18 protein-coding genes, 2 pseudogenes and 1 CRISPR repeat array are annotated in these 26,079 nt (G+C 41.5%); of the genes and pseudogenes, 7 read left to right on the top strand and 13 right to left on the bottom strand.

Going from position 1 to position 26,079, the window contains the following annotated elements; genetic code table 11:
* Positions 1-478 precede the first annotated feature (478 nt).
* The 3 genes from EYW48_RS08960 to EYW48_RS08950 all read left to right on the top strand — a co-directional run bounded on the left by EYW48_RS08960 (position 479) and on the right by EYW48_RS08950 (position 4,049).
* A complete protein-coding gene (locus EYW48_RS08960; RefSeq protein ID WP_277432281.1) occupies positions 479-2,902 on the top strand; it encodes a DEAD/DEAH box helicase family protein in 2,424 nt (807 codons plus the stop codon).
* 39 nt (positions 2,903-2,941) lie between these two features.
* Positions 2,942-3,445 (top strand): hypothetical protein, encoded by a 504-nt coding sequence (locus tag EYW48_RS08955; RefSeq protein WP_208892282.1) that lies wholly within the window; start codon positions 2,942-2,944, stop codon positions 3,443-3,445.
* A gap of 175 nt (positions 3,446-3,620) precedes the next feature.
* On the top strand, positions 3,621-4,049 hold the full coding sequence (locus tag EYW48_RS08950) for a hypothetical protein (RefSeq protein ID WP_277432280.1): 429 nt from the start codon (positions 3,621-3,623) through the stop codon (positions 4,047-4,049).
* A gap of 176 nt (positions 4,050-4,225) precedes the next feature.
* Positions 4,226-6,156: a CRISPR direct-repeat array (repeat unit 32 nt; unit sequence GTTTCAATCCACGCGCCTGCGGGAGGCGCGAC).
* Positions 6,157-6,331: 175 nt separating this feature from the next.
* On the opposite strand, the gene cas2 is transcribed toward EYW48_RS08950, so the two are convergent.
* The 7 genes from cas2 to cas3 are packed head-to-tail and all read right to left on the bottom strand — an operon-like array spanning position 6,332 to position 14,354.
* Entirely contained in the window at positions 6,332-6,625 is a 294-nt protein-coding gene (cas2, locus tag EYW48_RS08945; RefSeq protein ID WP_094123348.1) for a CRISPR-associated endonuclease Cas2, read from the bottom strand.
* Between the two features lie 12 nt (positions 6,626-6,637).
* On the bottom strand, positions 6,638-7,669 hold the full coding sequence (gene cas1c / locus EYW48_RS08940) for a type I-C CRISPR-associated endonuclease Cas1c (RefSeq protein ID WP_094123349.1): 1,032 nt from the start codon (positions 7,667-7,669) through the stop codon (positions 6,638-6,640).
* Positions 7,666-8,289: a CRISPR-associated protein Cas4 gene (gene cas4 / locus EYW48_RS08935; protein ID WP_094123350.1), complete on the bottom strand. Its 624-nt coding sequence runs from the start codon at positions 8,287-8,289 to the stop codon at positions 7,666-7,668. The genes cas1c and cas4 overlap by 4 nt, the downstream gene beginning before the upstream one ends.
* A 4-nt stretch (positions 8,290-8,293) precedes the next feature.
* On the bottom strand, positions 8,294-9,163 hold the full coding sequence (gene cas7c / locus EYW48_RS08930; RefSeq protein WP_094144965.1) for a type I-C CRISPR-associated protein Cas7/Csd2: 870 nt from the start codon (positions 9,161-9,163) through the stop codon (positions 8,294-8,296).
* 16 nt (positions 9,164-9,179) lie between these two features.
* Positions 9,180-11,147, bottom strand: a complete 1,968-nt coding sequence (cas8c, locus tag EYW48_RS08925) for a type I-C CRISPR-associated protein Cas8c/Csd1 (RefSeq protein ID WP_277432279.1) — start codon at positions 11,145-11,147, stop codon at positions 9,180-9,182.
* The gene (gene cas5c / locus EYW48_RS08920) at positions 11,144-11,848 is read right to left on the bottom strand and encodes a type I-C CRISPR-associated protein Cas5c (protein ID WP_277432278.1); all 705 of its coding nucleotides are present in this window, start codon (positions 11,846-11,848) and stop codon (positions 11,144-11,146) included. Before cas5c ends, cas8c begins: the two co-directional genes overlap by 4 nt.
* 31 nt (positions 11,849-11,879) lie before the next feature.
* Entirely contained in the window at positions 11,880-14,354 is a 2,475-nt protein-coding gene (cas3, locus tag EYW48_RS08915) for a CRISPR-associated helicase Cas3' (RefSeq protein ID WP_277432277.1), read from the bottom strand.
* 326 nt (positions 14,355-14,680) lie between these two features.
* Between cas3 and EYW48_RS08910 the strand changes: the two are divergent.
* Positions 14,681-15,199 (top strand): annotated as a pseudogene (locus tag EYW48_RS08910) (DUF4113 domain-containing protein); the annotation flags it as partial.
* Between the two features lie 116 nt (positions 15,200-15,315).
* Here the strand turns inward: EYW48_RS08910 and EYW48_RS08905 are convergent.
* The 3 genes from EYW48_RS08905 to EYW48_RS08895 all read right to left on the bottom strand — a co-directional run bounded on the left by EYW48_RS08905 (position 15,316) and on the right by EYW48_RS08895 (position 18,747).
* A complete protein-coding gene (locus tag EYW48_RS08905) occupies positions 15,316-16,143 on the bottom strand; it encodes a hypothetical protein (RefSeq protein ID WP_208892287.1) in 828 nt (275 codons plus the stop codon).
* Positions 16,144-16,683: 540 nt separating this feature from the next.
* The gene (locus tag EYW48_RS08900; protein WP_277432276.1) at positions 16,684-17,304 is read right to left on the bottom strand and encodes a hypothetical protein; all 621 of its coding nucleotides are present in this window, start codon (positions 17,302-17,304) and stop codon (positions 16,684-16,686) included.
* Positions 17,305-17,397: 93 nt separating this feature from the next.
* On the bottom strand, positions 17,398-18,747 hold the full coding sequence (locus EYW48_RS08895) for a hypothetical protein (RefSeq protein ID WP_277432275.1): 1,350 nt from the start codon (positions 18,745-18,747) through the stop codon (positions 17,398-17,400).
* 104 nt (positions 18,748-18,851) lie between these two features.
* On the opposite strand from EYW48_RS08895, the gene EYW48_RS08890 reads away from it, so the two are divergent.
* Positions 18,852-19,094: a helix-turn-helix transcriptional regulator gene (locus tag EYW48_RS08890; RefSeq protein WP_026028618.1), complete on the top strand. Its 243-nt coding sequence runs from the start codon at positions 18,852-18,854 to the stop codon at positions 19,092-19,094.
* A 134-nt stretch (positions 19,095-19,228) separates the two neighbouring features.
* On the opposite strand, the gene EYW48_RS08885 is transcribed toward EYW48_RS08890, so the two are convergent.
* Genes EYW48_RS08885 through EYW48_RS08875 form a run of 3 tightly spaced genes read right to left on the bottom strand, consistent with a single transcriptional unit; the run spans position 19,229 to position 23,225 of the window.
* On the bottom strand, positions 19,229-19,843 hold the full coding sequence (locus EYW48_RS08885) for a hypothetical protein (protein WP_277432274.1): 615 nt from the start codon (positions 19,841-19,843) through the stop codon (positions 19,229-19,231).
* 36 nt (positions 19,844-19,879) lie between these two features.
* Positions 19,880-20,509, bottom strand: coding sequence for a hypothetical protein (locus EYW48_RS08880; RefSeq protein WP_277432273.1), 630 nt, complete (start codon positions 20,507-20,509; stop codon positions 19,880-19,882).
* Positions 20,502-23,225 (bottom strand): DUF2235 domain-containing protein, encoded by a 2,724-nt coding sequence (locus tag EYW48_RS08875; RefSeq protein ID WP_277432272.1) that lies wholly within the window; start codon positions 23,223-23,225, stop codon positions 20,502-20,504. Before EYW48_RS08875 ends, EYW48_RS08880 begins: the two co-directional genes overlap by 8 nt.
* Before the next feature lie 867 nt (positions 23,226-24,092).
* Here EYW48_RS08875 and ltrA point away from each other — a divergent pair.
* Both ltrA and EYW48_RS08865 read left to right on the top strand, forming a co-directional pair.
* Positions 24,093-25,564: pseudogene (gene ltrA / locus EYW48_RS08870) on the top strand (group II intron reverse transcriptase/maturase).
* 107 nt (positions 25,565-25,671) lie between these two features.
* Positions 25,672-25,944, top strand: coding sequence for a hypothetical protein (locus EYW48_RS08865; protein ID WP_274682838.1), 273 nt, complete (start codon positions 25,672-25,674; stop codon positions 25,942-25,944).
* Positions 25,945-26,079 lie beyond the last annotated feature (135 nt).

Raw genomic sequence — 26,079 nt, 5'->3', positions numbered from 1 at the left:
CCATTCAAAGGTTAATTTTCATTCAAAATGAACCACCTAATCAGGTTAGCATGCTGGCGCATGCATAAATCAATGTTTTATTAATGCGGTGCTTATGCTTAGTAATAGAGGTTACGTGTCCATATCTACATTAATTTATTATATATACAATACAGATATGGACACATTGTTATGCGATCATATGATAAAGCAAGTCATACTTTTAAATTTCAACACTCTCAGTTAAAACGTGAATAGTTCTCTATACAAGAGGCTAATATTATCTAAAAAATATCATTAACTGGATAAAAACTCATTTCACCTTTCTATTTTAATTTTAATATCACTGAATATTTAAATTAAAATAGAAAACCAACAATAATTAAATCATTGAAATATAATGCATAAATACACATCATAAAAAAATTAAAAAATTGATTGATCTTATTTACATTTATTAATTAGAATTTTAAAAAACTAATTAACCGAGAATAAAATCATGGAATATTTTTATAAAAATATCAGCACGGCTACATCTTTAAAAAACAACAACATTAAACTTCACATTACTAAGAATGAAAAGGATGTTATAAAAAACACCGAAGCACGTGATGACTTAGCGATGCGATCTCCGAGTGATGTACTCAAAAATAACCATGTCTATAACCGTTGTGTGAGTTCAATCTGTATTTACGCATCGACTGATTTACACGAAATCATCGATGCCATAACCACAGCTATCCGATTTAAAAAGGAATTAATCATCTCAGGCCACCCTATAGCTTTGATCGATATGCCCCCTATATTTCAAGAAGTCTACTTAACGTCTCAGGCGTGTAAGCTAGACATCAACAGTGATGAGTTAATAGAACATGCATTCAAGCTGCTCAGACAGGCGGTGCAAATTTCTTCCGCATCTATTGATTTTGTGAAGTCTTTTGCTTCAAAATTTTTTGAACTCAGGGACGATGATATCAATCAGCGTTTACGCTCTGTCAGGCTGAAAGAGAGTGAAGCAATCACTCTGTCCATGAACTTTTCAGAAGCAAAGACGGTTTCCTATTTAAACCACATCGACTTATCGTTAAACCGAGTTACTGTGGTCTCTGCTGAAACTGGTATTGGTAAAACAAAGCATGTCATTGATAATTATCTTCGCGATCTTCTGAAAAAGGATCCGAATTTAAAAGTAGCCATCATTTCTCATAAAAATGAAATCAATAATACGATTAATTATAAAATCTCAATGCTGTTACCCAATGCGAAACAGGCAAGTCATAAGACCAGGACTTTAAGAACGCTTGAAGAAGCACAAATCATCGTTTCAACCACAAACTCACTTCCCTACATGCTCCAGTCTGTACTCGGCTGCGATTTAGTCATCTTCGATGAGTGTGAAAAAGGGGTTGTATCACTTGACGGTAATCATTATGAAAATGATCTACTAAAAGCAAAATCATTTAACGCCGTAAAGACGGTCATCACCTACGCTAAGCAAGTTATCATGATGGATGCTGACTGCACTAACTGCATCACTGCTGAAATTGTTAAGTCTACAGGAATTCAAGACTATCAGTTCTATAAAGTCGCAGGTGGAAAGTACTCCGACATCAATATCACGCTCGCCAATAGAGATACCATACTAAATACTATCAGAAACCAAGATAACACATATCAGGTGATTGCTTTCGATAAGAAAGAAGCTTTATATCAATATTTGTTTTCTTTAGGCCTTAAATCATCAGGCAAAGGCTGCCCTGAAAAAGCACTCGAAGCTGGCTACCTCGTAGTTACTCGTGATACTTGTAATTTTGATGCTGTGCGTAAATTTCTAGGAAACCCAAACGTTTCATGTTTCTTGTACAAGAAAATTTTATATTCGCCTTACATCGATTCAGCAGTGAGCTTCGAAACCAATTACACAGATAAGGTTTTGGTTATCTCACATAGCATACTCACTCCCAAGGATCTAATCCAGATGGGGAGAAGATTTCGGCAAGCAAAGGAAATTTGTTTTGGCATTGATGCCGACAACGTTATCCCATATGTGTACAAAAACATACATTCTTCTGGTAAACCAATCAATTGTTCATTTACTTTTGAACACATGCAGCATGTTATCCATCATCTCTCGACACATACGCGTCATAATATGCCTGTATCATTACAGTACACCGCGAAAGCATTAGGCTTTCAAGTTAACGCTGAAGCATACTATGAGAAACAACGCTACAATGAATCTCTGCTACAAAAACAGCTTGATGAAGTTTATAAAATCTCAGTTAACGAATCTATTTATAACGCGCCTGAACATATCACTGATCTGGATGAAGCTAATGAAGTCATTCAATCAGGCCAAGCAAACAATATGCAACTGAGCGCTTCAGAAAAGAGACTTATTTCAGAAAGATTGAATATTCAAATTGAGTACTTAAGTTACGATGCAATCTCATTTTCTAGAAACAAAGCTTCGTTATTGGAACATTTACAAAAATACACAGAGTGGAGCCAAGCTAAAACAACAGACAAGCCTCTTTACAATTTGATGGATGTTCTTTTTAAATGCTTAGGTATTTCTATTGAGCATCTTGATAAGAGCTATTCGATTCCAAAGTCTAGTTATTATGATGCTTATGAAATGATTAATAACATATTAAAAAGTAATCATAAACTATGTAAAGAACTGAATGCTATGAAAACAATGTTGAAACCAATTACTTCAGATTTTCATTCTGACGGTTATTACACTAGAGCAATAAACAACTTTCTTTCTAAACTTGGCTTTGACACTGAAGCTGACTCTAAAACCAACGGAAAATATAGAAAATATATAATATCGTTAAATTCAAATGCATATCCATCTATACTCAAACGACATGATTATTATGAAACTTCACTTGATCAAGAACATACTCTTATGTAATCATGAACTTTGTTTTAAGAAAATTTAAACATCTTATTCATGAAAATGATTTTCGAAATGCAGTACCGCCGTACTCAGAAGTTCATCTATAAACAGGAAGAGATCTGCTCAATCTTTAAAAATGATGATATTGAGCAGATCATCGCAAAACACGACTACATCGTCAGCATTGATTTTGAGCGATTTGTCTACTTGCGTTCGACATTGCCGCCTGATTTCTTTGACAAACTAGCTTTGTCACTACGAGAAGACGAACTGTGTTACATCTCTTTCGAAGATGCCCTCTCACGGTGGAGCGTTATCTCTCAAATTCCAATGGTTTTAATTCTTGGTACAACAGGAAAATCGGGGCTTTATAAGACTAGGTTTGGTAGCATTGAGTTTGTCCATATTCCTCATTGTCATGAGATAATACTTGCCAATACGACCGAACCTTATTACACCATTCGCCTAGCTAAGAAATTTTTTGCTTTTGAAGATTTAAAATGGATTGATCGGAACATGCACCTTATCGATTACGAAGAACTATACGATGAAGATTAAATTGCTAAAAAGTAGACTTCATACATTCGATTGAAAAACATTTGACAATCACTGATTAAGGGATTAGCTTTGTAATTGTGTAATTTAAACCCCAATTTTACGCATTTAAATTAATCTATAATAAATGAATCATTAAATCTTGTCTGGGGAGGTTTAGTTTATTATGGAGTAATTTATGAGTTTTACTATATCTAAGAATCAGCCATCACAGCTTAACTCTGCTGAAACTAGCGCTCTTGTTATTTTAAACTTCAGTACATTAAAACATCAATATCGAACAGTTCTGTTTCAAGACCCAATCGATTTATTTGTTGTCTTCGCCCAAGCCCATAAATTTGTATGTTTATCACATAAGTACTCAGAAGATAGACGTCTTTTATTTGGGAGTTTATCAAATCGCTTTCTTCATCAAGTTGAGAGTTTTGATGACATTCTTGATGTCATGTTTACAATGAATAAATCGAACTTCATGAAAACACATTACGAAGATAATCAGTTAAAGATTTATCTCAATGATGATTTATCTGTCGATGAAAGTATTATTTTAAATTGTTTTTCATTACAAGAGTGGCTTTGCCGCTTAAACCAAAGTTCATCATTATAATAATGCACTTCCTCTACCCCATCGATTTTGCCAGTGCATCCGCACTGGCTTTTTTAATCACTCAAATACAACTCCGCCATGCCGTCTAAACGGCTTTTCACTTCTTTCCAATTTGGCATTACGCTGGTGAGTAATCGCCAAAATCTGTCACTATGATTATGCTAAGAGATATAGCATAACTCGTGCAAAATGAAGCAGGAGGCGCGACAGCTAAAGCACAAGGGCAAGCAGAGTCTTTGAGTGTTTCAATCCACGCGCCTGCGGGAGGCGCGACGCAGAATGTTTAAGATCGGCAAGTGCAAAGTTAAGTTTCAATCCACGCGCCTGCGGGAGGCGCGACTATTACAGAACCTAAGCGCGTTGAGATGTTAAAGTTTCAATCCACGCGCCTGCGGGAGGCGCGACCGAGATAGAAGTAATAGCTAACAAGTCCAAGCTGTTTCAATCCACGCGCCTGCGGGAGGCGCGACCAGTATCCGTCGTTGGGTCACCAACCACGTTAGAGTTTCAATCCACGCGCCTGCGGGAGGCGCGACTTCTCTGCTGATGGCAGGTTTGAGCTAATAGCTAGTTTCAATCCACGCGCCTGCGGGAGGCGCGACTCTTGACCATCTTCGCATGAGTCCATGAGTTGAAGTTTCAATCCACGCGCCTGCGGGAGGCGCGACCCAACATCAAATCAAAACCAGCCCGTTCATATTGTTTCAATCCACGCGCCTGCGGGAGGCGCGACCAAGCCTTATATAACAAGGGGCTTGCGGTGTTGGTTTCAATCCACGCGCCTGCGGGAGGCGCGACATGGGTTTTAAGTTCATCAACATAAAAGCGCTAGTTTCAATCCACGCGCCTGCGGGAGGCGCGACTCAGGATGCCACTCAGAAAGCCATTATGAGACTGTTTCAATCCACGCGCCTGCGGGAGGCGCGACCAGGGGCCGTGCCAGTTACAACTTCGTTAATAAGTTTCAATCCACGCGCCTGCGGGAGGCGCGACGTTAGAATGTCCACCTGCCGCTTTCCGCTCATTAGTTTCAATCCACGCGCCTGCGGGAGGCGCGACTGAGTAGTACAATAAACGCTCACAAACAGAGAGGTTTCAATCCACGCGCCTGCGGGAGGCGCGACTGCCAGTGTTGTCGGCGGTTCTGACTTAACCGCGTTTCAATCCACGCGCCTGCGGGAGGCGCGACTCGCAAAGGGTTGTATTGATGCTTCTTTGGTCGTGTTTCAATCCACGCGCCTGCGGGAGGCGCGACCATGCTGATTCTTCGGTTGCGCAACGCTGGAATGTTTCAATCCACGCGCCTGCGGGAGGCGCGACCAAATCACAGAGAGGTGTTTTATGTTTAACAAAGTTTCAATCCACGCGCCTGCGGGAGGCGCGACCTTAACTTCAATGTTCATTCCAGCGTTGCGTAACCGTTTCAATCCACGCGCCTGCGGGAGGCGCGACAGGGGATCAGCGACGTGCGCGCGCTGGATTCCCTGTTTCAATCCACGCGCCTGCGGGAGGCGCGACTAGTCCAATACTTCATTGGTTACACCTCTACTAGTTTCAATCCACGCGCCTGCGGGAGGCGCGACCCCGTGGCTATTGAGCTCTATAAAACCTTCCCTGTTTCAATCCACGCGCCTGCGGGAGGCGCGACTCACCAGCACGAGAAAACACTTTTGACGTGTTTCGTTTCAATCCACGCGCCTGCGGGAGGCGCGACCAATGTCACTAAGCTCATTGTCGGGATTGGCAAGTTTCAATCCACGCGCCTGCGGGAGGCGCGACTGCTCAATTGGGGTGGTTTGATTTGTTTTTTAGGTTTCAATCCACGCGCCTGCGGGAGGCGCGACTTAATCGCCACGCTTGTCGAACGTCGGTTCATTGTTTCAATCCACGCGCCTGCGGGAGGCGCGACTCACAAATAAAGTAAAGCGCTTGCTCTTGCTGCTTGTTTCAATCCACGCGCCTGCGGGAGGCGCGACGAGGAGGCGGAAAGCGCCCAAGTCGGGGTGTGGGTTTCAATCCACGCGCCTGCGGGAGGCGCGACAAAATTGATAGCAAAGAGGAAAGACCATGGATCAGTTTCAATCCACGCGCCTGCGGGAGGCGCGACTGCCTATTGTTAAAGGCACGTATAAACTAACACACTCCATTATTTACCGCTAACTTTGCGCGGTAGTACAAAACTGTATTGTGTGCATTTATACAAATAAGTATTTCCTATATTTTTAAAGAACTTATGCAATCGCTAGATCCCCAGTATTTTACTGAGAACTTGAGCCTAGCGACTATAAAATAAGGGTATCTCTGAATATATCTATGGCGACTTTAGCACCATGGTGCTCTACTTTGTTTTGCCAGTTTTTGCCGAGCTTATAAAAACGCAAACTGTCTACTTCAGGGTCGTAAATTGACAACAGCTCATTTTTAAAGCGCAGCCATTGCGCTGCATCTATTTCGCATTCAAATACAGAATATTGCACTCTTACACCATAATCTAAACACACTTTTGCTAATTGCCTGAGGCGTTTTTGACCATCTTCACTGGCAAAGGATACATCGTATGTGACCAATACCATCATTGCTCACTCTCCTTATTTTTTGATCACAAATGGCGGATAATGGGCTAAATCACCACGTAAATGACGTGCTAACAGCATGGCTTGAACATGCGGTAATAAACCGATTTGCACCTTTTCTTGCAAAAAAGGGTGTATCACTTCTTCTTGTTTTTTAACTTGATAAGCATGAAAAACTAGCTTACGCGCGTCGTCTTTTATGGTTACACCACCGAGACAATCTGTCTCAAAGTCCTTCGTGGTGAGAGTGTTATTGTTAAAGAGCTTTAAGGCGATGCTATCGACAATGTAAGCTCTAAACTCTTCTAAAAGATCGAGGGCGAGGCTATTTCTACCAGGCCTTTCTTTGTGTAAAAAACCGACTTGTGGATCTAACCCTACACCTTGTAATGCGCCACTGATCTCTTGGCCTAACACAGAGTACAGTAATGAAATAACCGCATTAACTGGATCTTTAGGCGGCCTTCGAGTGCGCTTATCAAACAGCAGTTTGCTTTCGTTGCCTTTAAACATGTCAGCAAACGCGGAGAAATAATGCGATGCGGCCTCTCCCTCTAACCCTAAAACTGTGTCGTAGGCGGTCACGCCTTTCAGTTGCTCAATAATTTGCTTTAAACGCTCAATGGCTTTTTCTAACTGTGGTGTGCTGTTGTGATTACGTCTAAAACGTAAAAGCAACATACGAGATGATCGTATTTTTGCGGCGACAATATACTTGGCAAGTTCGTTTGCAGCCTGCTCACTAACACTAAACTGCTGCCTACGCAGCAATACATTGCCCGTTTGTTTACCAACAACATTGGCTAGAAAACGACCATGCATATCAAAGAAGGCAAGATGAGTACCGTTTTCACCACAAAAGCCAAGTAACTGCGGCGAAACCATAATATTGCCAAAACAAAATATACTGCCAATCGAATGTATGGGAAGCTGCATCAGTTTTTGCTTTTCGCCATCCACTTTTTGTTCAATTAGTAAGGTTTCGCGTTGCTTATGCAAATAGACTCCATCTTTAGTGATATAAAGTGAGTTTTGAAGTTTTTTCATTCCGCCTCCGTTTTAAACAATGCCGCTACATAACCGCTTGAACCATCATTATTGGTTAAATCTGGCTGACATATTTCAATCAGAGAACATGCCTTACAGTGTTTACCTTTCGTTGGCGGAGGCGTTTTTGCGTTTACAAACAGCTGTTGTACTTGCGTTATTAAAGCTTTTGTTTGCGTTCTCAGTTGGTTATCGAATTTGACCTCAATGCGTTTGCGCGTTTGCCAATACCAAAGTGCGCCATTTGCGACTTCAACGGATAACATTTCTTCAATACATAACGCTTGAGCACAAAGCTGTACTTTGTCGATATCGCTGGCTTTTGGTTTACCTCGTTTATATTCAACGGGGACGAATTGGTTGCTTAATCTATGGTGCTCTAATAAGTCTAATTTGCCTGTTATGCCTAATTGTGGCGCAGTCACCACTACGCCACGTTCAAAACGCACCCCTTTACGGGTTTCTGGCTCGCCGTTATCAACTCGATCATGTAACTGCCGCCCGTGTGTCGTTAGGTAATTTTCTTGCCACACTTGCTCTAGGTGGATCAGCGCACATTGGCGCTGACAAAAAGCAAAGTGCTGTAGAGCGGAGATGTTGATTAGGCGAACGTCAATCATTAGATTAGAAACCCTCGATCACTTCTGGTTCTAGTCCTTGTAAAGCGGTTACCAGTGAATCTTTCAACGCCGTAGTTTCAAGTGGTAAGCCTTGTTCAATGTGCGCTCTCAACGTTTGATGCACTTTAGCTGAAGAATACTGACCAGACTTAGAGTCATGTTTCCACCATACGAGGTGTGAAATACTCATAGAACCTTCAGGACGCGCTGATGATGCATCACCCTCAAACAACTTTACTAATACAGCTTTAATTTTTTCTGCATCTTCGTCACTGAAGCCTGTTTTCTCTGCCAATTGAGGTGTCATTGCACCAAAAGCAACATAGGTGGCTTTGTCTACACGGTGCTTCATACCCATGGTATCTGATGACTTTTTGGTACCATCACCTTCACCACTCACACTCTTGGTAATTTGTGTACTAGTAATACTCACTGGCTCAATACTAAATGCGCTTTGAATCGTTACAGGCCCACGGATTGGAATAGATACACCATCTGAGCCTGTCCCTTTAAACGCAAACACTTGACCAAATGCACGCACATCTAGCCATTTTTGACAGCACAATTTTGCGGCTTGATCTGGCGCTGTTTTTTTACTGTTGAATGCCTCTTTTCCTAAACCAACCTCGTCAGATTCAGCTCGGTTGCGCAAGCTTGTCATACCATCGGTTTTCTTTTCATCCGATTGAACAAAAATGCTTTCTCCCGCCTCTTGTAGACGGTCACGAATTTTACGCTTTAAACAAACATCGGTAATTTCACCAAAACCATCATAATCGGTGCGTGGGCGATTACCATTGAGTGGATCACCATTTGGGTTAGCGTTTAATACGTTAAAAATTAATGCAAAGTCGATTTTATTTTGTAAAGTCATAGTGATGTTCCTTTTCTTAAACTGTTTCTTCTAAGTTTTCTTGGACTTGTTCGTCATTCACTTTCTTAACCCATTGACCTTTCTCTACTTTATGGGTTTCTAGCCACATCATTTGGTTGTGAAAGCCAAGCAAAAATTCAGGGGTGAGTTTTTGGTTTGAGGTAAAGTCAGCAGGATTAAACATATCGTGTATTTGACTAAACAGTGCTTTAGTTGCGTTGTCATACCCTTGGTAGTTATTAAACAGCCTTTGCTGATAAGGTACTAAGGCATTACTGATGTTTAGCCACGTTGATGCAGGTCTATTAACAAATTGCGTCATGAAACGCTCTGCCGTGGTTAAACGATTTGCTTCGCTGCTTGAGAGTGCAACTTTTTCAACCTTGTTTGCCACCGCCAGTAAACGACCAAACAAATAGTCGCGACTGGCATTATCTTGTTGTAATGCCATTGGGTATTCCTTTTGAATAGTTGAATGTGTTGTCCGAGTGTAAAACCCTCTGATCAGTGAGCAGGCAATGCCTAAATTTTGTAACCAAAGCCAAGTTTGATCGGATTTATAGGCAACACGGTTAATTGCACGGTGAAACGCACTTTGCATGATGTCTTGCGGAATCGGTTTCCCTTCAACGATGCAGGGATATAAACGGGTAATAAGGTTTTTCTTTAAGGTGTCAGCAGATTTAAGTACATCACCGTATACACCATCAAGCACTCGGAATAAGCTCGGGGCACTATAAACCCATTGCCACTGTTCGTTTATTTTGACTCTCTGCTGCCAACCAAGCTCGAGTTGCCACTGCTCTAATCGCGCTAAAAACTCTTTCGCGATGGTTTCACGGTAATACAAAATACCCATTCGCCCAGGCGTCGCGGAATCTAGCCCTAGCAGTGCAATTTGTTCGTTGTCAGCCAACTGGTTTCTCGTTTTTATACCATTAAAGTAACGCTTTAACTGATTGGCGTATGCTCGACCTAGGTCCTGTGTGTGATCAACACTGTCGGCCTCCGCTAAGAAACTGGCTAAGTCAGTTAAGTCCAGTTCGGTAGGTTTAGGGACCTCTTTGCCTGATACTGCCCAAGCTAAATAAACTTGATCGCCATTTCTAAAAACACTTTGCTTAGTTAACAAACAACGCAGTGCATTGTGCGCTTTTTGTGTCACTTCAAAGCTAATGTTGCAAGCTTCTTCATTGGATAAAAAACGACCTCGGAAGGTATAACCACTTTTATCGTTGGCAGAGATTAACTTGGCTTTATCACCACTGTGCCGTATTTTGGCTGGGTGGTTAGTCGCAACAAGTTTGTCTTCACCAGTGGCGTAACACATGGCTGTGCTATCACCATTTTGGCTATCAAAAGCAATCCAGCTTTGCTGGATACTTGGGTCAAGCCAAGTTTTTGATTGTGGTTCACCAGGTGTTTCTACACTCCAACAAACTAAAGCTGAACCTTGGTCAAACATCCCTTTTTCTTTCGGCAGGATTTTTAATAACGCAGGAGCTTCACCTTCATCTTGCCACTTAGTCAGCAGGTAGCCATCTTGTTCATGTAGCACATTTTCGGCGACCAAGTCTGCAACCACAGTGCCTTTCTCTATGTATTGGTAGACAGCATGCACTGCTGGGTGGCTATGCACTGAGTCACACCAAGCTTTTAATTGCGCTTGATACAACTCAAACCCAGACTTTTTAATACCACCGAAATCAGCGTAATCTTTCGCAACGTATTGGATTTTATCTGCCAATGCATGTGCACATAAGCCGCTGCTGCGTCCTGCGGATTGTTCCGTTGCAGGTAAGACCACTTGCGCCTTTTCGAGAACTTCAGCACGAACAAACTCACCTTGATTGTTTATCACAATATGTATGTGGGCATTTTGAATGGTATGACAAATTGGCATCACTTGTTGTTCAAATGGCAGCATATCATTGAGCTTTTCAAGCTCATCGTAGGTTTTATAGAGCGTCGTTAGCCAAGTCATAAGACACTCTCCGTTTGCTCAACACCCTGCAGATTTTGTTCAAGTTCAAAGCTTTTTGCGTCCATTTTTCTCACGTGACGCGTTACTGGGCATGCTGTTATATGAGGATATTCAATAACACCGTTTTTCATTACCCCATGCCAGAATCGGCTAATCAGTTCGTTGTTACCTGTTTCATCAGGGTAACCAAAACTATGGAACATTAAGCCAAAACCTAGCTCATCAATATCATCGTAAGCCCCTTCGCCCTCCCCAAAGAGACAAGGTTCAACATAACCTTGGCAATCGCGGGTACCTAGAAAGATGTCTTGTCGTCCGCCTTTTTCCAAAATGCGTTTAGCAATGGCAAAATGCTTACCGTCAACACGGTCTTTCGCTAATTCAGGTCGATGTTCATTCCACTCAAAATGGGCTTCGATTTGGTACTCAACGTCATGCAAAAAGGTGTAATACGCCAAAGTATTACCACCACCCCAGTTCAACGGCTTTGTTCCCTTCGTTTGGGTACGCAGTGGTTTCATTACCCTGACTCTATCAACATGCCAAACAAGCGTTGGTTTCCAGTAGATGGATTTTAAAATCCCTTTAATCGCCTCGTAAGTAGGAATGTGATAAGTACACTTTTCACCTCCCACTTTCGTTATGGGGTCGGTAAATAACGCATACCTGCCCCATAATCTAAAACTAATACTGTTTTTCACATGGCTCTCCTTGTTAAAAACATGGTTGCATTTAAAAAATTAAATCTTGCTGAGCATTTGTTACTTCTAAGCTCAAGCCAAAATCTTGGCTGTAAAATTCTTCACTTAAATAAAACACAGCTTCGTCTTGCGCTATTGGGTACACCGCCTGCTGATCGGTGAGTTTTTGCCATACATTCGGGAAAATATTCACACTGTACTTTTGTGCAGCTTTTAATAAGCCGCGGTAACTTGCAGCATCAAAGCGCTTATCAAGCGCACATAACTGCGTGATTATTCTTTGCGCTTCTTCATTAAATGGCACGATCACGGAATGAACAGGGGCATCAATGGCTTTAAACTGTTTCGCGGCGGTCATGAAAGACTGTCTCAATGCAAACGGTGTTTTATTGATATTTCTTTGATTACTACTTAGCAAGTTAAGCAAGCTTTGATCTTGCTTAGCGGGATAAGTCATCTCTTTATGGCGATCATAAAAGTAGTATTGAAAATACTGGCTCATTGCTTGCGGTTTAAGCAAATCTTCTTCAGCAAACTCGGTGAAGATTCGGTTTGAAGCAGCAATGCCTGTTTTAATATCGTGTAGCATGCCGACATTTTCTTCGGCAGGGTTAAGCACAAACACATGGCCTTTATGTTGCTTACCATTTCGGTTACAACGCCCTGCCGCTTGGGCGATTGAGTCAAGGCCAGCTACAAAACGTATAACGCAGCCAAAATCAACATCAACACCTGCTTCAATAAGCTGAGTACTGATACATAAAGTGGCCAGCCCGCCTGATAACCGTGCTCTAACTTCATCTAGAATTTGTTTACGATGCGCCGAACACATACCGATACTTAAATGAAAGATCTTAGTCTCATCAGTAACTTGGCTTTGTAACGCTTGGAATAAGTTTTTTGCCCACGATTTAGTATTTACAATCACTAAACAACTTTGTACTGCTGATAATTGCTGTTGTACTAGTTCAGTGATTTCAGCCTCATTCCAACCCTCTTTTTTGGTAACGTTCTTTATTCTCACTCGTTCTAGCTGTTGATAAAGCTTTTCAATATTTGGGGTTAGTTCATTTTCTAGTGGTAATTGCAATTCGCCAAACTGCTTTATTTGTTCGGGTAACTGATTGAGTAAAGGCTGAGTCGCGGTACACATTACCGCCGTGGTGTTACACAACCGCGCTAAATAGTTGACGGTGTTATTGAATAAATGGACACAACGAATAGGGAGCGTTTGGATTTCATCAAACACCAGTATCGCATTGCTGAGTTGATGTAAACGCCTTGATCCACGCGTGCCACTTGCAAACATACTTTCAAGAAACTGTACCATAGTTGTGAGCACGATGGGCTTATCCCAATTTCCGCATGCCAGTTTTGAACGCCACGTTTGTTGCTCTGGCTCTAAGCTTGAATGATGCTCTAATACCCAATCATCTGTGTTTATTTGCTCCAAAACTTCACGAATGGCATTGGCATTTTGCTCAATGATTGAGGTAAACGGAATGATATAGATGATCCTATCAAGGTTATGTTTTTTAGCGTGATGCAGCGCAAAACGGAGACTAGCGTAAGTTTTTCCGCCACCCGTTGGGACAGTCAAACTGTAAATGCCCGTTTCGCCTTGTGCGCGATTAAAACAGTTGTCTGATATTTCAGCGCGAATATGGTCGATGGGATTGACTTGCTCAAATCGTGAGATGAAGCTTTCAATTTTATCGCAAGCAAAAGCCCAATCAGGTTGCTTAAAACGCTCAGGTTTGTTACTTGGCTGCTCAAAGTCGGCGCTGTCAATTCGGTCGGCATCTATCAAACAACTGAACAGCATTTTAGTAAACATGCCAAGGTAGTAATCATGTTCAATGGCTGAAAGGACAACCCTATCGAACATACTTTTCAGGTTTTGACTACTTTCTGAGATAAACTGAAAACTTGCGAGTGACTGCGCTTGTGAAAATAAATCAGGATCAGCGTTTTTAGTGCATTCTTTTTGATGGGTTAGTTCATCATGCTTTTTAATCCTGTTTGCAAAAACATTTTCATTTTCTGACAAACTGTCAATCAATCCACTATGATGCGAGGCAATACACATGCTTAGAGCTTGAGTAATTGCTAAACCGTAAGGGGCAAGTGCTTGGTCTTGTTGTTTTAACTTCAAGTAATGAGGGAAAAGTGAGTTGAAAATCCACTGTGCGCCTGCACTCGAGTGGTCAATTTTACCTTTTAAGCTTCTGCTCGTTGAACTTTCAGAGCTACCCTCGTCATTATCTGGGTTATAGCCTGTTTGCTCTGCAATAATCAGACGCATGTAATCTTGGAATGCATTACTGTATTTACCAAAGTCATGCATTAAGCCAATCAGTTTCCCTTGCTCGGCAAAACCTATTTTTGCAGCAAGCCTGCCAGCTAATTCGCTAACCGCTTTTAAGTGAACATAAACGCTTTGGTGGTGCCCATGCTCGATATCTGGATGGGCAATATAAGATTCATTAGAGCTTAAATCATCCATCAACATAGATCCCTCTGCGTAACGATCTCGATAAACTTATATCGGCACTTACTTCTATCTTTCATAAACCTCCAAAGGGGAAAGGAGCTAAAGTGATTTCTAGTATATCGAAAGGAATGTAGTGTAGCCTGTTGATTGATCTCGCCAGACAAATAAACATGTTGCACTGTATAGACAAGCATAATAACGTTACATAGCTTCATAAACCAGTGAACCCGTTGAATGAACTTTGAAAAATGGGAGATCAACTGTTGTTTGCTCAGGCGTTTGAGGCGGAACTTCAAGCCTTTCTCGAACAACAATTATCTTCACTTTAAATTGACGGAAAACAAGCCACTACAAGTGCAGGACAGAGAATTACTGACTTTGAGTCGTTGCAGCAAGCGTTGTGCAAGCATGCAAATATTGCTTTCTTTAAGGCTCGAAAGCAAAAGTCCTTGTGTCGAGTAATGCTTTGTTTCGCTAACAGCTCTCCGTTTGACTCGCTTCCTGTGTCACGTAGAGCGGTTCACCGATTCGCCTACCCTACTGCTGATGTGAACCAGCTAACACAAGCAGCCTCTCGACTGGCTGAGCAGTTATTTCAACAGGAGGTGAGGTTTTATAAAATTGGTGTTGGGCTGATTGACTAAGTTGACGGGCAGAATGAGCAGCCCGATCTGTTTAACCTGACTCCGAATAATCCTAAGCTTATGAATGTGTATGACACATTAAACAATCGATTTGGGAGTGAGACTGTATTTTTAGCGGTACAAGGGATATCTCAGAAGTGGTCAATGCGGCGTCAGATGTTAACGCCGCAATATACGACACGGTGGGTCGATTTACCGAAGATTAGGTGCTAGCTTTTAGCAGTATATGAATCCTGGTTTGATTCAATTGATATAGTGAATGACTTTTGCTTTATTACTAGCACTGATAGTAACTAATTATATACTTCTAAACATGCTCTTTTAGAAAATTACCAATCATTATTTGGTTTATCCATGTGTTGGTAAATGTTTAGAGCATAATTCCCATCATTCCATTGCAATCGTTGACCATTTAAATTCCTACACTCATCTAGAAATTCATTGTAATCGTCGTTACTCGCGAAAATTTTGAAGCGGTTAATTCGTAACTCTGCTCTTGCTCGATTATCAACAGCCACTAAAACAATTTGTTCTCCATTGACAGCTTTGTAGTTTTCTAAACGGATGTCATTCCCTACACCGCAACCCGCTACCTGGAAATCATAATCCTCAACGTCAAGGCCCGTTCTCTCCTCAAGCAATGCTTCAAAAGTATACTCCTCAGAAAACCCCCTCTCCGCTGCTTCTATAACTTTGTCAAAGAACTCTGTCATTGCTTCTTCAGTATATGAACTGAATTCTGTAAGGTTATCATAGTCAGACATTAGACAATTCTGGTGATATAAATCTAGGGCCGAAACTTGGCAATCAGATGAGAATTCTCCATCGTATAATTGAACAAATAGGTCACCAGACCACTGATGCTCTTCACTCTGTATACTAGCTGTTACAATGGCGTTAAATCCGTCTCCATAATCCCAGGGGAAAGCCTCTTGAAAGTGCGTAATAATCTTAACTTTTTCTGTATCAATATCTTCTCTATCAATGGAACTTGAAGCCAACTTGACTGTGTTAGTAAAGTCGTTATTAGAAGTCGCTACAATTTCTCTTACACCATCTTTCACATCATCAATGGTGTGCTTAGCCTCTTTAGGCTCTACTATAGATTTTTCTGAGTCATGTAGCTCACGGACAAGCTTGTTTTTTTGTTTAACCATTTTTTTTCTCCATTTATATACTAGTAAAGTCCCCCCTCACCTCTAAGGTGATGAATTATTTGATATTGTTTAATTTATTTAACTCAATCTTTATACAAATTGAGATAGAGAGTGTTCAAGCTTATTAAAACGTATAAAAACCTTTTCGTCAATGATTTATTTCAATTAAAACAGTAGGTTATTGACTTATGATTCAATTTGTATCTAATAAAAACAAAGAATCGGTTTTACCCCTGATAAGGGGTAAACGACAGGCTACCCCTTATCAGGGGTAAAGATGGTTTGTGGACTATGAATCAAACATCGATTGATGCACTGCGAAAGCAGTGCTGATTGCGAGCGGCTAACGCCGCAGGGGTCGAATGACTAGATTTTGTAGAGCAGAATCGATAGTTACCTTGATAACTGGACACAGTCATCAAGGTAACTTAGATACACATCGTTCCTAGTTGAAGATATTTAAAACACTATTCAATGATAACTGAAACATGAAATTATTTATAGACATGCTATTAATAACAATGCCTTTTAATTAAGTCATTAAAGAATTTTATTTAAGTTATTTTTAACTTCTTTCTTAAATAAATAATAATCAAAGTCTAAAATAGTTTGAATTAATGCAATAAATAGAAACACTAAACCAGACACAAAAAAGATACCCATGGCATAGAAGAATCCGCCGACCAGCCATTCGGCGATGTTTAGATCATGCTTCCAGACCTCAGAATGATAAAGGGCGACACTACCCACTAAACCAACGCTAGCGAGCAATGTCATATTTTCTCTGTTTGGTTTAAACACTTTACGGAACTCTGTTCTACTAAAGTATGGAATGTATTCAGTTGCGGTATGATTCGCGATACCAACCAAGCAAGTTGATTTCTTCCCTTCCAAATACAGTAAGCTAATTTTTTGACCTGACAGAATATCTACATCACTATTGAGTACATACTTTCTTTCCTGTCCGTTCTCAAATCTAAGCCAAAATACCGTTTTCTTTTTAGTTCTACTGGTTATGTACGACCTACCTGTTACGGTTGTATCAGAATAGGTATGTGTTGTGGATTCAAGATTAGAGGAAATTACTTCACCTGTACGGACAAAGTATTTCGCTTTTCCATTTCCTGATCTTACCTTTGAATGATGAATGGCTAGTTCCATTTAAAATCTCGCTTTATCATTATCTTACTGCTGTTTAATTACACTAGTTGATAGAGATATCTCCCCAAGACAGCTTGAGGAGATGGCATTAAATTATTTTGATAAAGCGATCCACTTCAGATATAGGCTAGTAGCAAGATCTTCATTTTCTGTAAAAAAGAGAGGGATACGACGATCATCATACGCAATACGTAAGCCATCGTGCTGTAGAGTACTAAACGACCAAGTAAATTGTTTACCTGCCTCCTCTGGCACATCCATAATCAGTTGAGCATTAGCGACTTCCCAGTTAACTGCTGCATGTTCAACCCAACTCCCTTGGACATTTCTTTCCGAAACAGTAACTGTACCATCGTTATGAAAGGCAAATTTAGATAAACTAGGCTGTGCCGATGATGTTCTCGAATCATCCCAGAAGTGATAAAGCGTTTTACCCGCAAAATCAGCGTTTACAATACTGGTATCTTGAGGATAACTGTTTTTATTGATACCAAGCGTACTATTTGCCATTAAAGTCATGTCATTCTGTGGAGTAACAGAAAGGTAGAAATTATCAGCGATAAAGAGAATTTCTTCATGCCCATCATTGGTTTGGTATCCACTGTAGGCGTATTTAATTGGCATACTTCCCGCAGGAGCACCATTATCATCTAGCCACGATACGTTCTCAGATGTGAAGGTTACCTGTAACACACCTTCATCTGTAAAGTAGAAGGAATTGGTTGGAATCGCGTCATAAGTATTTCCCACGAGTAATTCTTGAGCGGTTTTAGGTGCAGCAGCTACATTCCCATCTTTGATGACAATTCCGTCAAGATCTGTCCCTTTGTTCACTTCTGAGTCAACGTGACTTTGAATATTAGATAACTCCGTCTTGATAGTGCTGACATTAGAAGCAGATTGAATAATATTATCTTCTAACTTTAGAGCTAAAGAACGAGCGACGAGATGTACCTTTTTAGCTTCATCGGCATCAATACCGCTTTTAGCCTTTACGTAGTCACCAGACATTAACGCCGAATTGATATTGAGATCACTCGCAACTTCATCAATGGTTTTATCTTCAATAACAGCAAGTGTAGTGTAAGGGTTGAGTACCATAGCACCTGCTGGTGCCGATAATTCAAAGCTTGCTGTAATGGTGCCACCTTTATCCGTATCAAACGTTTGACCTGCTACAGCACGGGCAATGAGCACATAATCTTTATCGCTTTCAGCCAAACTAATGTAGCCTTCAGCATTCGTTGTCCCCTCCAGTTTCTCATCTTCATCAGCGACCTTATTACCATTGCGGTCAACATACACTTCTGCATTAACTAAGTAACCATCAATGATTTGAGCCTGTAGTTCTGAAGTATTACTACCACTATCTCCGTCGCTTCCACCACATCCTGTGATGATGCCCGCCAAACTCACTGCTAGTAAGGTCTTTTTATTATTCATTCGCACTATTCCTCTTATAAATACAAATTGCACCCATATGGGTGCACATGGATATAGTACTATCTGAGATAGTTCAATGCACCCATTTAGGTGCACTGAATATTATGAACTCGATCACAAAACCAAAGAACATCACTGGCGAAAGGATAAAAAAGACCCGTTTAGACAAAGGCTTGTCTCAGCAGGATGTTGAGCGTATTGCAACATTACGCGGTATGGATCTGACTCGCAGTAAATTAGCTAAGATTGAAACAGGTATGATACGTGTGACGGATGAAATCTTACACAATCTGGCTGTGGTTCTTAATGTTAATGTTAATGTCTTTTTCAATGATAGCGAAGAATAGAATCGCCCTTTTTTAACTTCATCACATCCGTAATACCACAACCCCATAAAACGCCGATGGTGAATAGGAGGAAGAAACGGTTTTTCCAATTAACCATTGTTAAATACCTTGAGGCTGTTAAATCCACCCTTCACTTATTGGTTAGCTTTCTTACGACTTTCTAATTCTGAAAAGTGCGTGTCAGGAAAAGGGGTAGAGGAAGATTCACCAACACCATCAAAAAGAACAACAACGTCTGTTACATTCTGAGGTGATTTAATAACCCAATTATTAGGGTCACTATTTTTTTTAGCAGTACAATCACTAAATTTATCAAAGCAATTCATAGTATAAAAAACTCTAACTCTAGGCCCATCAACAATGACCTGCATTGAGCCTGAATTAGATTTGAAGTTCTTGTAATAGTTATCCATTACTTTCATTTTAGCTTCAGCGTCTTTAGGAATAGCGGCAGATATTCGGTGGTAAGATTCAAAAGGATATTCCCATCCTTTTGCCCAATAACCATCGATATGAACTGGCACTCCTATTCTCCCTCCTGATGAATGAGCGCCTGGATAGCTACTGATTGCCCCCATAGCAAAATTAGCCTTACCACCAGATTCGGAAGTAATTGACATATTCGTAACACCATGCTCACCTGTCGTACTTCCATTGGTGAACCCAACGTCTACCATATAAGACTCGGGACCACAGCCCCATAAGCTAAAGATCAATGCGAGATAGAGACCATTTTTCCAGTTAACCATTATTAAATACTTTGAGGCGATTAAATCCGCCCCCACTTATTGGTTAGCTTTCTTACGACTTTCTAATTCTGAAAAGTGCGTGTCAGGAAAAGGCGTAGCGGAAGTTTCGCCAACGCCATCAAAAAGAACAACGACATCTGTTTGATTTTTCGGTGAACGAACAACCCAACCATTTGGATCAGCACCATTCCTAGGGCTACAATCGTCATACATTTCAACGCATGATTTAGTATAAAAAACTCTGACTCTAGGCCCATCAACAATCACCTCCATAGATCCATAATTACGCTTAAAGTTCTTGTAATAGTTATCCATTACTTTCATTTTAGCTTCAGCGTCTTTAGGAATAACGGCAGATATTCGGTGGTAAGGCATAGAGCTAGTCTCATCGTCTTTCCATCCCCATCCTTCATCCCACTCCCCTTCGATATAGACAGGGGCATCCATGCGCCCACCTGACGAATGAGCGCCAGGATAACCACTGATGGCTCCCATAGCAAAGTTTACTTTCCCCCCTGAGACTGTAGTAACAGTCATTCTATATACAGAATGTCGCCCTGTAGAACTGCCATTAGTAAGCCCAACATCTACCACATAAGGCTCTGGCCCACAGCCCCATAAGCTAAAGAACAATATGAGATAGAGACTACTTTTCCAATTATCCATTATTAAATACCTTGCGTTTAGGCTGGCGATTATTGTCTAGACTAAGAACGTTAACTAAGGCATCAGTAATGTCGCCATAACCAGGGTTGATTAATGCATCATGGGGACGATGGATATATGAGTCTAGGAGGGCATCTTTATCCACTTCCCATTGATTATTAATGCTCCCCAGAGGGAGAAATCTAATGTTTTCCCAAATATTAGCTATAAATGAATCCTCATTACCATCAAATGAAACTATTGTTTTTTGTTTTTCTAAAACATTTTCCGCCCAAATAATGCCATGAAGTTCCGCTTGTTGTTTCATTCTTTCAAAGGCCAGAGCAGAAATGGCATTGCTAATCGGCACGAAATGATAATAGAGTAATTGACCATCTACTGACTTAACTTCTCCATATATACCGTCTTTTTCTAATGTTTCTTTTTGCCATGTTTGATTTTCAACAACCAATTTCTGCTGAACAAATGCCGCTCCTGCATTCGCTTCTCGAATTGACTGCAATTCGCCTTTGTACTTTTCGAAAAATGATTCCTGCTTGATAAGATGTCGGTTGTAGGTTGAATCAACAGGTGTGTTGAGACGTGAAGGTAAATCCGTTCGACTATATTGCTTTTTCGATGGGTAACCACCGCCTACATCAGTATGGCTACCAGGGAATACTTCTTGGCAGAAAATACCGTCAGCAAACGCTATGGCCTCTTGATGACCTTGCCCTAATGAAGTGAGAGGGAAGTTTTTACGGTATTCATGTTGAGCGCAAATCTGAAATACTCTTTCTGCGGCATTGGGTTTTAATCCAAGTTGGTAATTACCTTCATTTTCATTGCCTGGTAAGTAAAACGATCCTACCGTATCAAATAAACCCACAAAACGGACCGAAACACGACGAGTAGTATCAATGGCATAAAACTCTTTGGAAAGTGAGTCAAAACGTTTATAGCTTTCATTGCCTAATAAGTTAGGGACCAACGAACTAGGATTAGAGCTTCTATTGGGATTAATGTAATCAGGAAATCCTTCACTCACTGCATTAATAAAATGCCTTGCCAGCGCCGCACCGCGACTAAAGCCAAACACGTCAAATTGGATGTGTTGGATTTGTTTAAAATCTTCACCAAGGCGGCGAATAATACCATTAATACCTTGTAATAAGCTCTGCCACTTCCATAACCCGCCTGTATCATCAAAAGCGCCCATCGCTTGGCCTGCTAATTTCTCATCGCCGCCTGCATCGATGATCGGATTCGGCTCTCCTGGCGAAATGGGAATACCATCCACCGTTCCCACGCCCGATATATAAATTTTAGCTGATTGCCCTTCTTGCTCTGGATACGCCTCAAATAAACGCGCTATGTTCGTTCGCGATTTATTACCGTAAGTTTCCTTATATTCATCATTGGGGTTGTTTTGCCCTGTACCATCAAAGAACACTCCAATACGCAATGTTCGTTCAGGTTTTACATTAACGATAGCAATATCTTTCCCTGCCATGCTTTCGCTCTTAATCGCTCTAACACTAGTATCGACTAAGCAGCGTTCGGTATAGTCATAAAACGTATTTAATGGGTGATTAAATGATTTCGGAGAAACAGGCGGCAGGCCATAAACGGTGATATTTTCCTGCTGCGTTTCAGCTTGGTGTTTATCTTCTCTTGCAATAATAGGTTGCTGAGTCGCGTCCAGTAATGTAGGAATATCTAATTTAACGCCATGTTTACTTAGCCACTCGTCATCTAGGTTGTCGAGCGCTTCACGGGTAATTTGCTGCTCAAGATAAACCAGATATTGATTATCGACGACTTTGCCGCCAATTTTCCAATAAACCAGTAAAGCACTTTGGTAAATGTTATAGGCTTGAGTGTCATCTAATCGATGTGGTGTAGAGCGAGTCCCGTAAAAACTCCATTTGTTATCGCCAAGCAATTTGTACTCTTGGACCAATTTCCCATCGTGAAAATGATAAAAATAACCTTCAGTAGGAAGGCCAAGCCGCTCACCTAATTGCACCGCAGGGCAAACGGGAATAAAACCTTCATAAGCAGTTTGTGTCCCGATAGGTTTAACCTTGACAGTCTCTTCAAGTGAAATTCCCATTGGGTATGAGGCGACTTCGGCGACCAAGCGTTTTGGTTCATCAATGGCGGTAAGAATAGTGTATCGGGTGCCGTGTGCTGCTTTAGATTCCGTCCAGCGACCGAGCATGACCTCATTTTTGGTCTTAGCTAACACAAAAGAACAACTGACTTGCTGACGAAACGATTCATCAGAGCAAGCGATGTCAAAGCAATATTCGTATTTCAACGAAAGAGGCTCGTCGGGATTATTTCGTATTGGAGGCTCGGGGACATAGGGTGGCATTGGTAAGGGTGGATGCAAATTGCGACTTTGCGTTGCCCCAGAAACAGCGCCTGTAAGATTGGTTCGAGCAAGCAATGCTTTTTGCGCGGCAGGTTCGAAGTGGTCGATAGTTTGGCTGTTGAGCACCCAATGTGAGATACCCATTTCGTTTGATTCTTTGACCAGCATAGGAGTAACAGGCGAATCATTTAACAACAGCCAATGACCTTGCTCTACCTGCTCAATAAATTTGTCAACACTAAAATTAGAGGGGATAGCGGCCTTAAGGGCTTTTTTATCTAACGAATCGAGTGCGCCTTCAATTTGCGCAAACTCATGAGCCATCAACTCGGTGATACGAACGGCTTTATATGTCACTGACGTTCCCTTACAGTTATTATTTTATTTTTGCCGTCATTTTAATCAGTTAGATAGTCAAGGCTAGCCTTAAAGAAGTATTAGTTAGATTAAATCATGAACCGAAATCACATTATATGGATTAGGTTGAGTATGTTTGCGAAAAGTTGAGGCTTAGGGCGATTCTAAAGGACTAAAATCTGTCGGTGTTGAAGATGATGGTTTGAAGCAACTATCTTGGAGGTTTCCAATACCTGAAGTTACCCGTGAGATGCTAATTTAGAAAGTTCACTGACACGTTTCTGTCCGTGCGACGTGAAGTCGTATGAAGCGCTGTTCACCGCGATAAGAGTGAACCGTTTGTATCACCAGACGACCCTAGGGTCTGAATAAAGAAGCGAGCCTGACAATGTAACGAAGTTTGGCACTGTGCCAAACGGGAGCAAAACCGTGAGGGGATGCTCCTCCTGATAACCACGAATTGGGTGAGTGCTAGGGAATCAGTATGATGAACGAAAGTGAATCCATGTAAGGTGCGTTATGCGATGAAGCAGCGGAAGTGGTTAATACGCTGTGGCCAAAACGACGATGGGAGTAGGAAAGAGATTGGACAGTGCTCTTTCGTGATCGACAGGCTCCTCGCACTTATAGTGGGCATCTAACCTGATATTGCGCGACATGCGGAACACGGTAAGCCAGTATCGTTCCTTAGGGAAAGCTGTCTGTGAAGAGAGCCGATAGCGGTGCTGGTAAAGGAGGTTGGAAAAAGCGAATGGTGCATTGTAATGATGCAGATACAGACGGATGTCTGACACGAAAGTGGGCCCACTTCCAACTGGTCTACCATTGCAAGATGATTTGGAAAACTTTATTTAAGAAGGAACGCAGATGATCTCTTCTCATGAAGTGAGTGCCCCTTCTGGCAGCGCCCAATGGCAATCCATCGACTGGAAAGCGGTTGAGCGCCATGTGTTAAGGCTCCAGATGCGCATTGCAAAAGCAATCCGAGAAGGTAAACACGGTAAGGCGAAAGCACTACAGTGGATACTGACTCACTCGAAAGCAGCAAAGCTTCTCGCTGTTCGTCGAGTCTCACAAAACAAAGGCAGTAAAACGCCAGGAATTGACGGCGACATCTGGAACACCGATGCACGTCGAATGGCGGCAGTCAGTTTACTGAGCAGAAAAGGCTATCGAGCCAAACCGCTCAGAAGGATCTATATCCCGAAGAAAAACGGCAAGCTCAGACCATTAGGTATCCCGTGCATGATAGACCGTGCGCAACAAGCGTTACACCTTCTAGCACTAGAACCAAATCTGAAACAATTGCCGACCCTAACAGCTATGGGTTTAGACCCAATCGAAGCGCAGCCGATGCAATACAACAGTGCTTCAAATGTCTATGCAAAAAGGGAGCAGCACAATGGGTTCTTGAGGGGTATATCAAAGCTTGTTTCGACAAGATAGGTCACCAATGGCTACTTGATAATATCCCGACAGACAAAAGGATGCTCAAGCAATGGCTGGAATGTGGCTATATAGACAAAGGTCTCTTCTACAAAACGGCGGAGGGAACACCACAAGGCGGAATAATTTCACCCACCCTGATGTTGCTCACTCTTGTCGGACTAGAAAAGCTAACTAAGTCTATCGCTCGCAAGACAGGCAGCAGAGTAAACTTTATAGGTTATGCTGGCGACTTTGTTATCACTGGGTCTTCAAAGGAAGTTCTTGTGAATGACATCAAGCCGCAACTGATGGCTTTCCTACAAGAAAGAGGTTTAACGCTTTCTGAAGAGAAAACGCACGTAACTCATATAAATGATGGTTTTGACTTTCTTGGTTTTAACGCCAGAAAGTACAAAGGGAAACTGCTCATTAAACCGAGCAAGTCCAACGTATTATCATTCTTACGAAACATGCGTGACCTCATTAGAAAACACGCAACAATCCCAGTAGCCGATCTCATCAAGATGATAAATCCAAAGCTACGAGGATGGGCGAATTACTATCGCCATTGTGTTGCTAAACAAACCTTCGGCTATGTTGGTCATCAGATGTTTCTAGCGTTATGGCGATGGTCAGTTAGGCGTCACCCAAACAAGGGGCGCAAGTGGGTCGCACATAAGTATTTTCTGAACTTGCAAGGTCAATGGACTTTCCATGGCTGGTTCAAAACGGCAGGAAAGTATGGCGTGATCAGGCTGTTTGACATCGCTAAGGTGCTAATTAAGCGACATGTTAAAATCATGAGTCAAGCGAATCCGTTTGATCCTTTTTGGGAAGGTTTTCTCAATGAAAGTAAGGTGAAAAATACAGGTCGCAACTCATGGTTTGATCCTGTCGCCACTGCTTTGTGAGTTGCTGGGTAACAGGTGTTGCCTATCCGACAGAAGTTTGTTAAAGGCCACAATATATCAGTCGAATCTTATACTTACTGATATTCAAAAGTCACTACCCTAGTGGTATGAATACAAAGACCTTCCTTCTAGCCCAAATCCATCGAGCAAAACTGGATAGTGACAAATGTTTAGTCGAGCTTCTCGATATGATGAGTCAAGCTTTGATGCGAACCGATTCCGCAGAAATCGATTGGCATTTAATGAACGACTTGGTGGACGATGACATACTTTTAATAATTGTATTGACCGATGCAGGCCTATCGATCAACTTTAATGAAGTTTTACTGAGAGAGGGGGTGAAGTACGTAATGGCTTTTGGTCTTGAGTTACCGTATTAACGCCACCTTTGCACATACGGTTCAACGCTTTTTTGCCCCAAACTTTGTCAAGGTAACGCTCTTTAAAGACGAATACATTCTTGCTAAACTATAGACACAGCGAAAGGCAAGTTCGAAGGCTGAGTCATTTGATTC

The organism is Vibrio sp. 1180_3 (genome assembly GCF_029478545.1).
GTDB classification, from domain to species: domain Bacteria; phylum Pseudomonadota; class Gammaproteobacteria; order Enterobacterales; family Vibrionaceae; genus Vibrio; species Vibrio aestuarianus.
The sequence above is the reverse complement of the archived record's forward strand: the minus strand, read 5'-3'. Positions and strand labels throughout refer to the sequence as shown.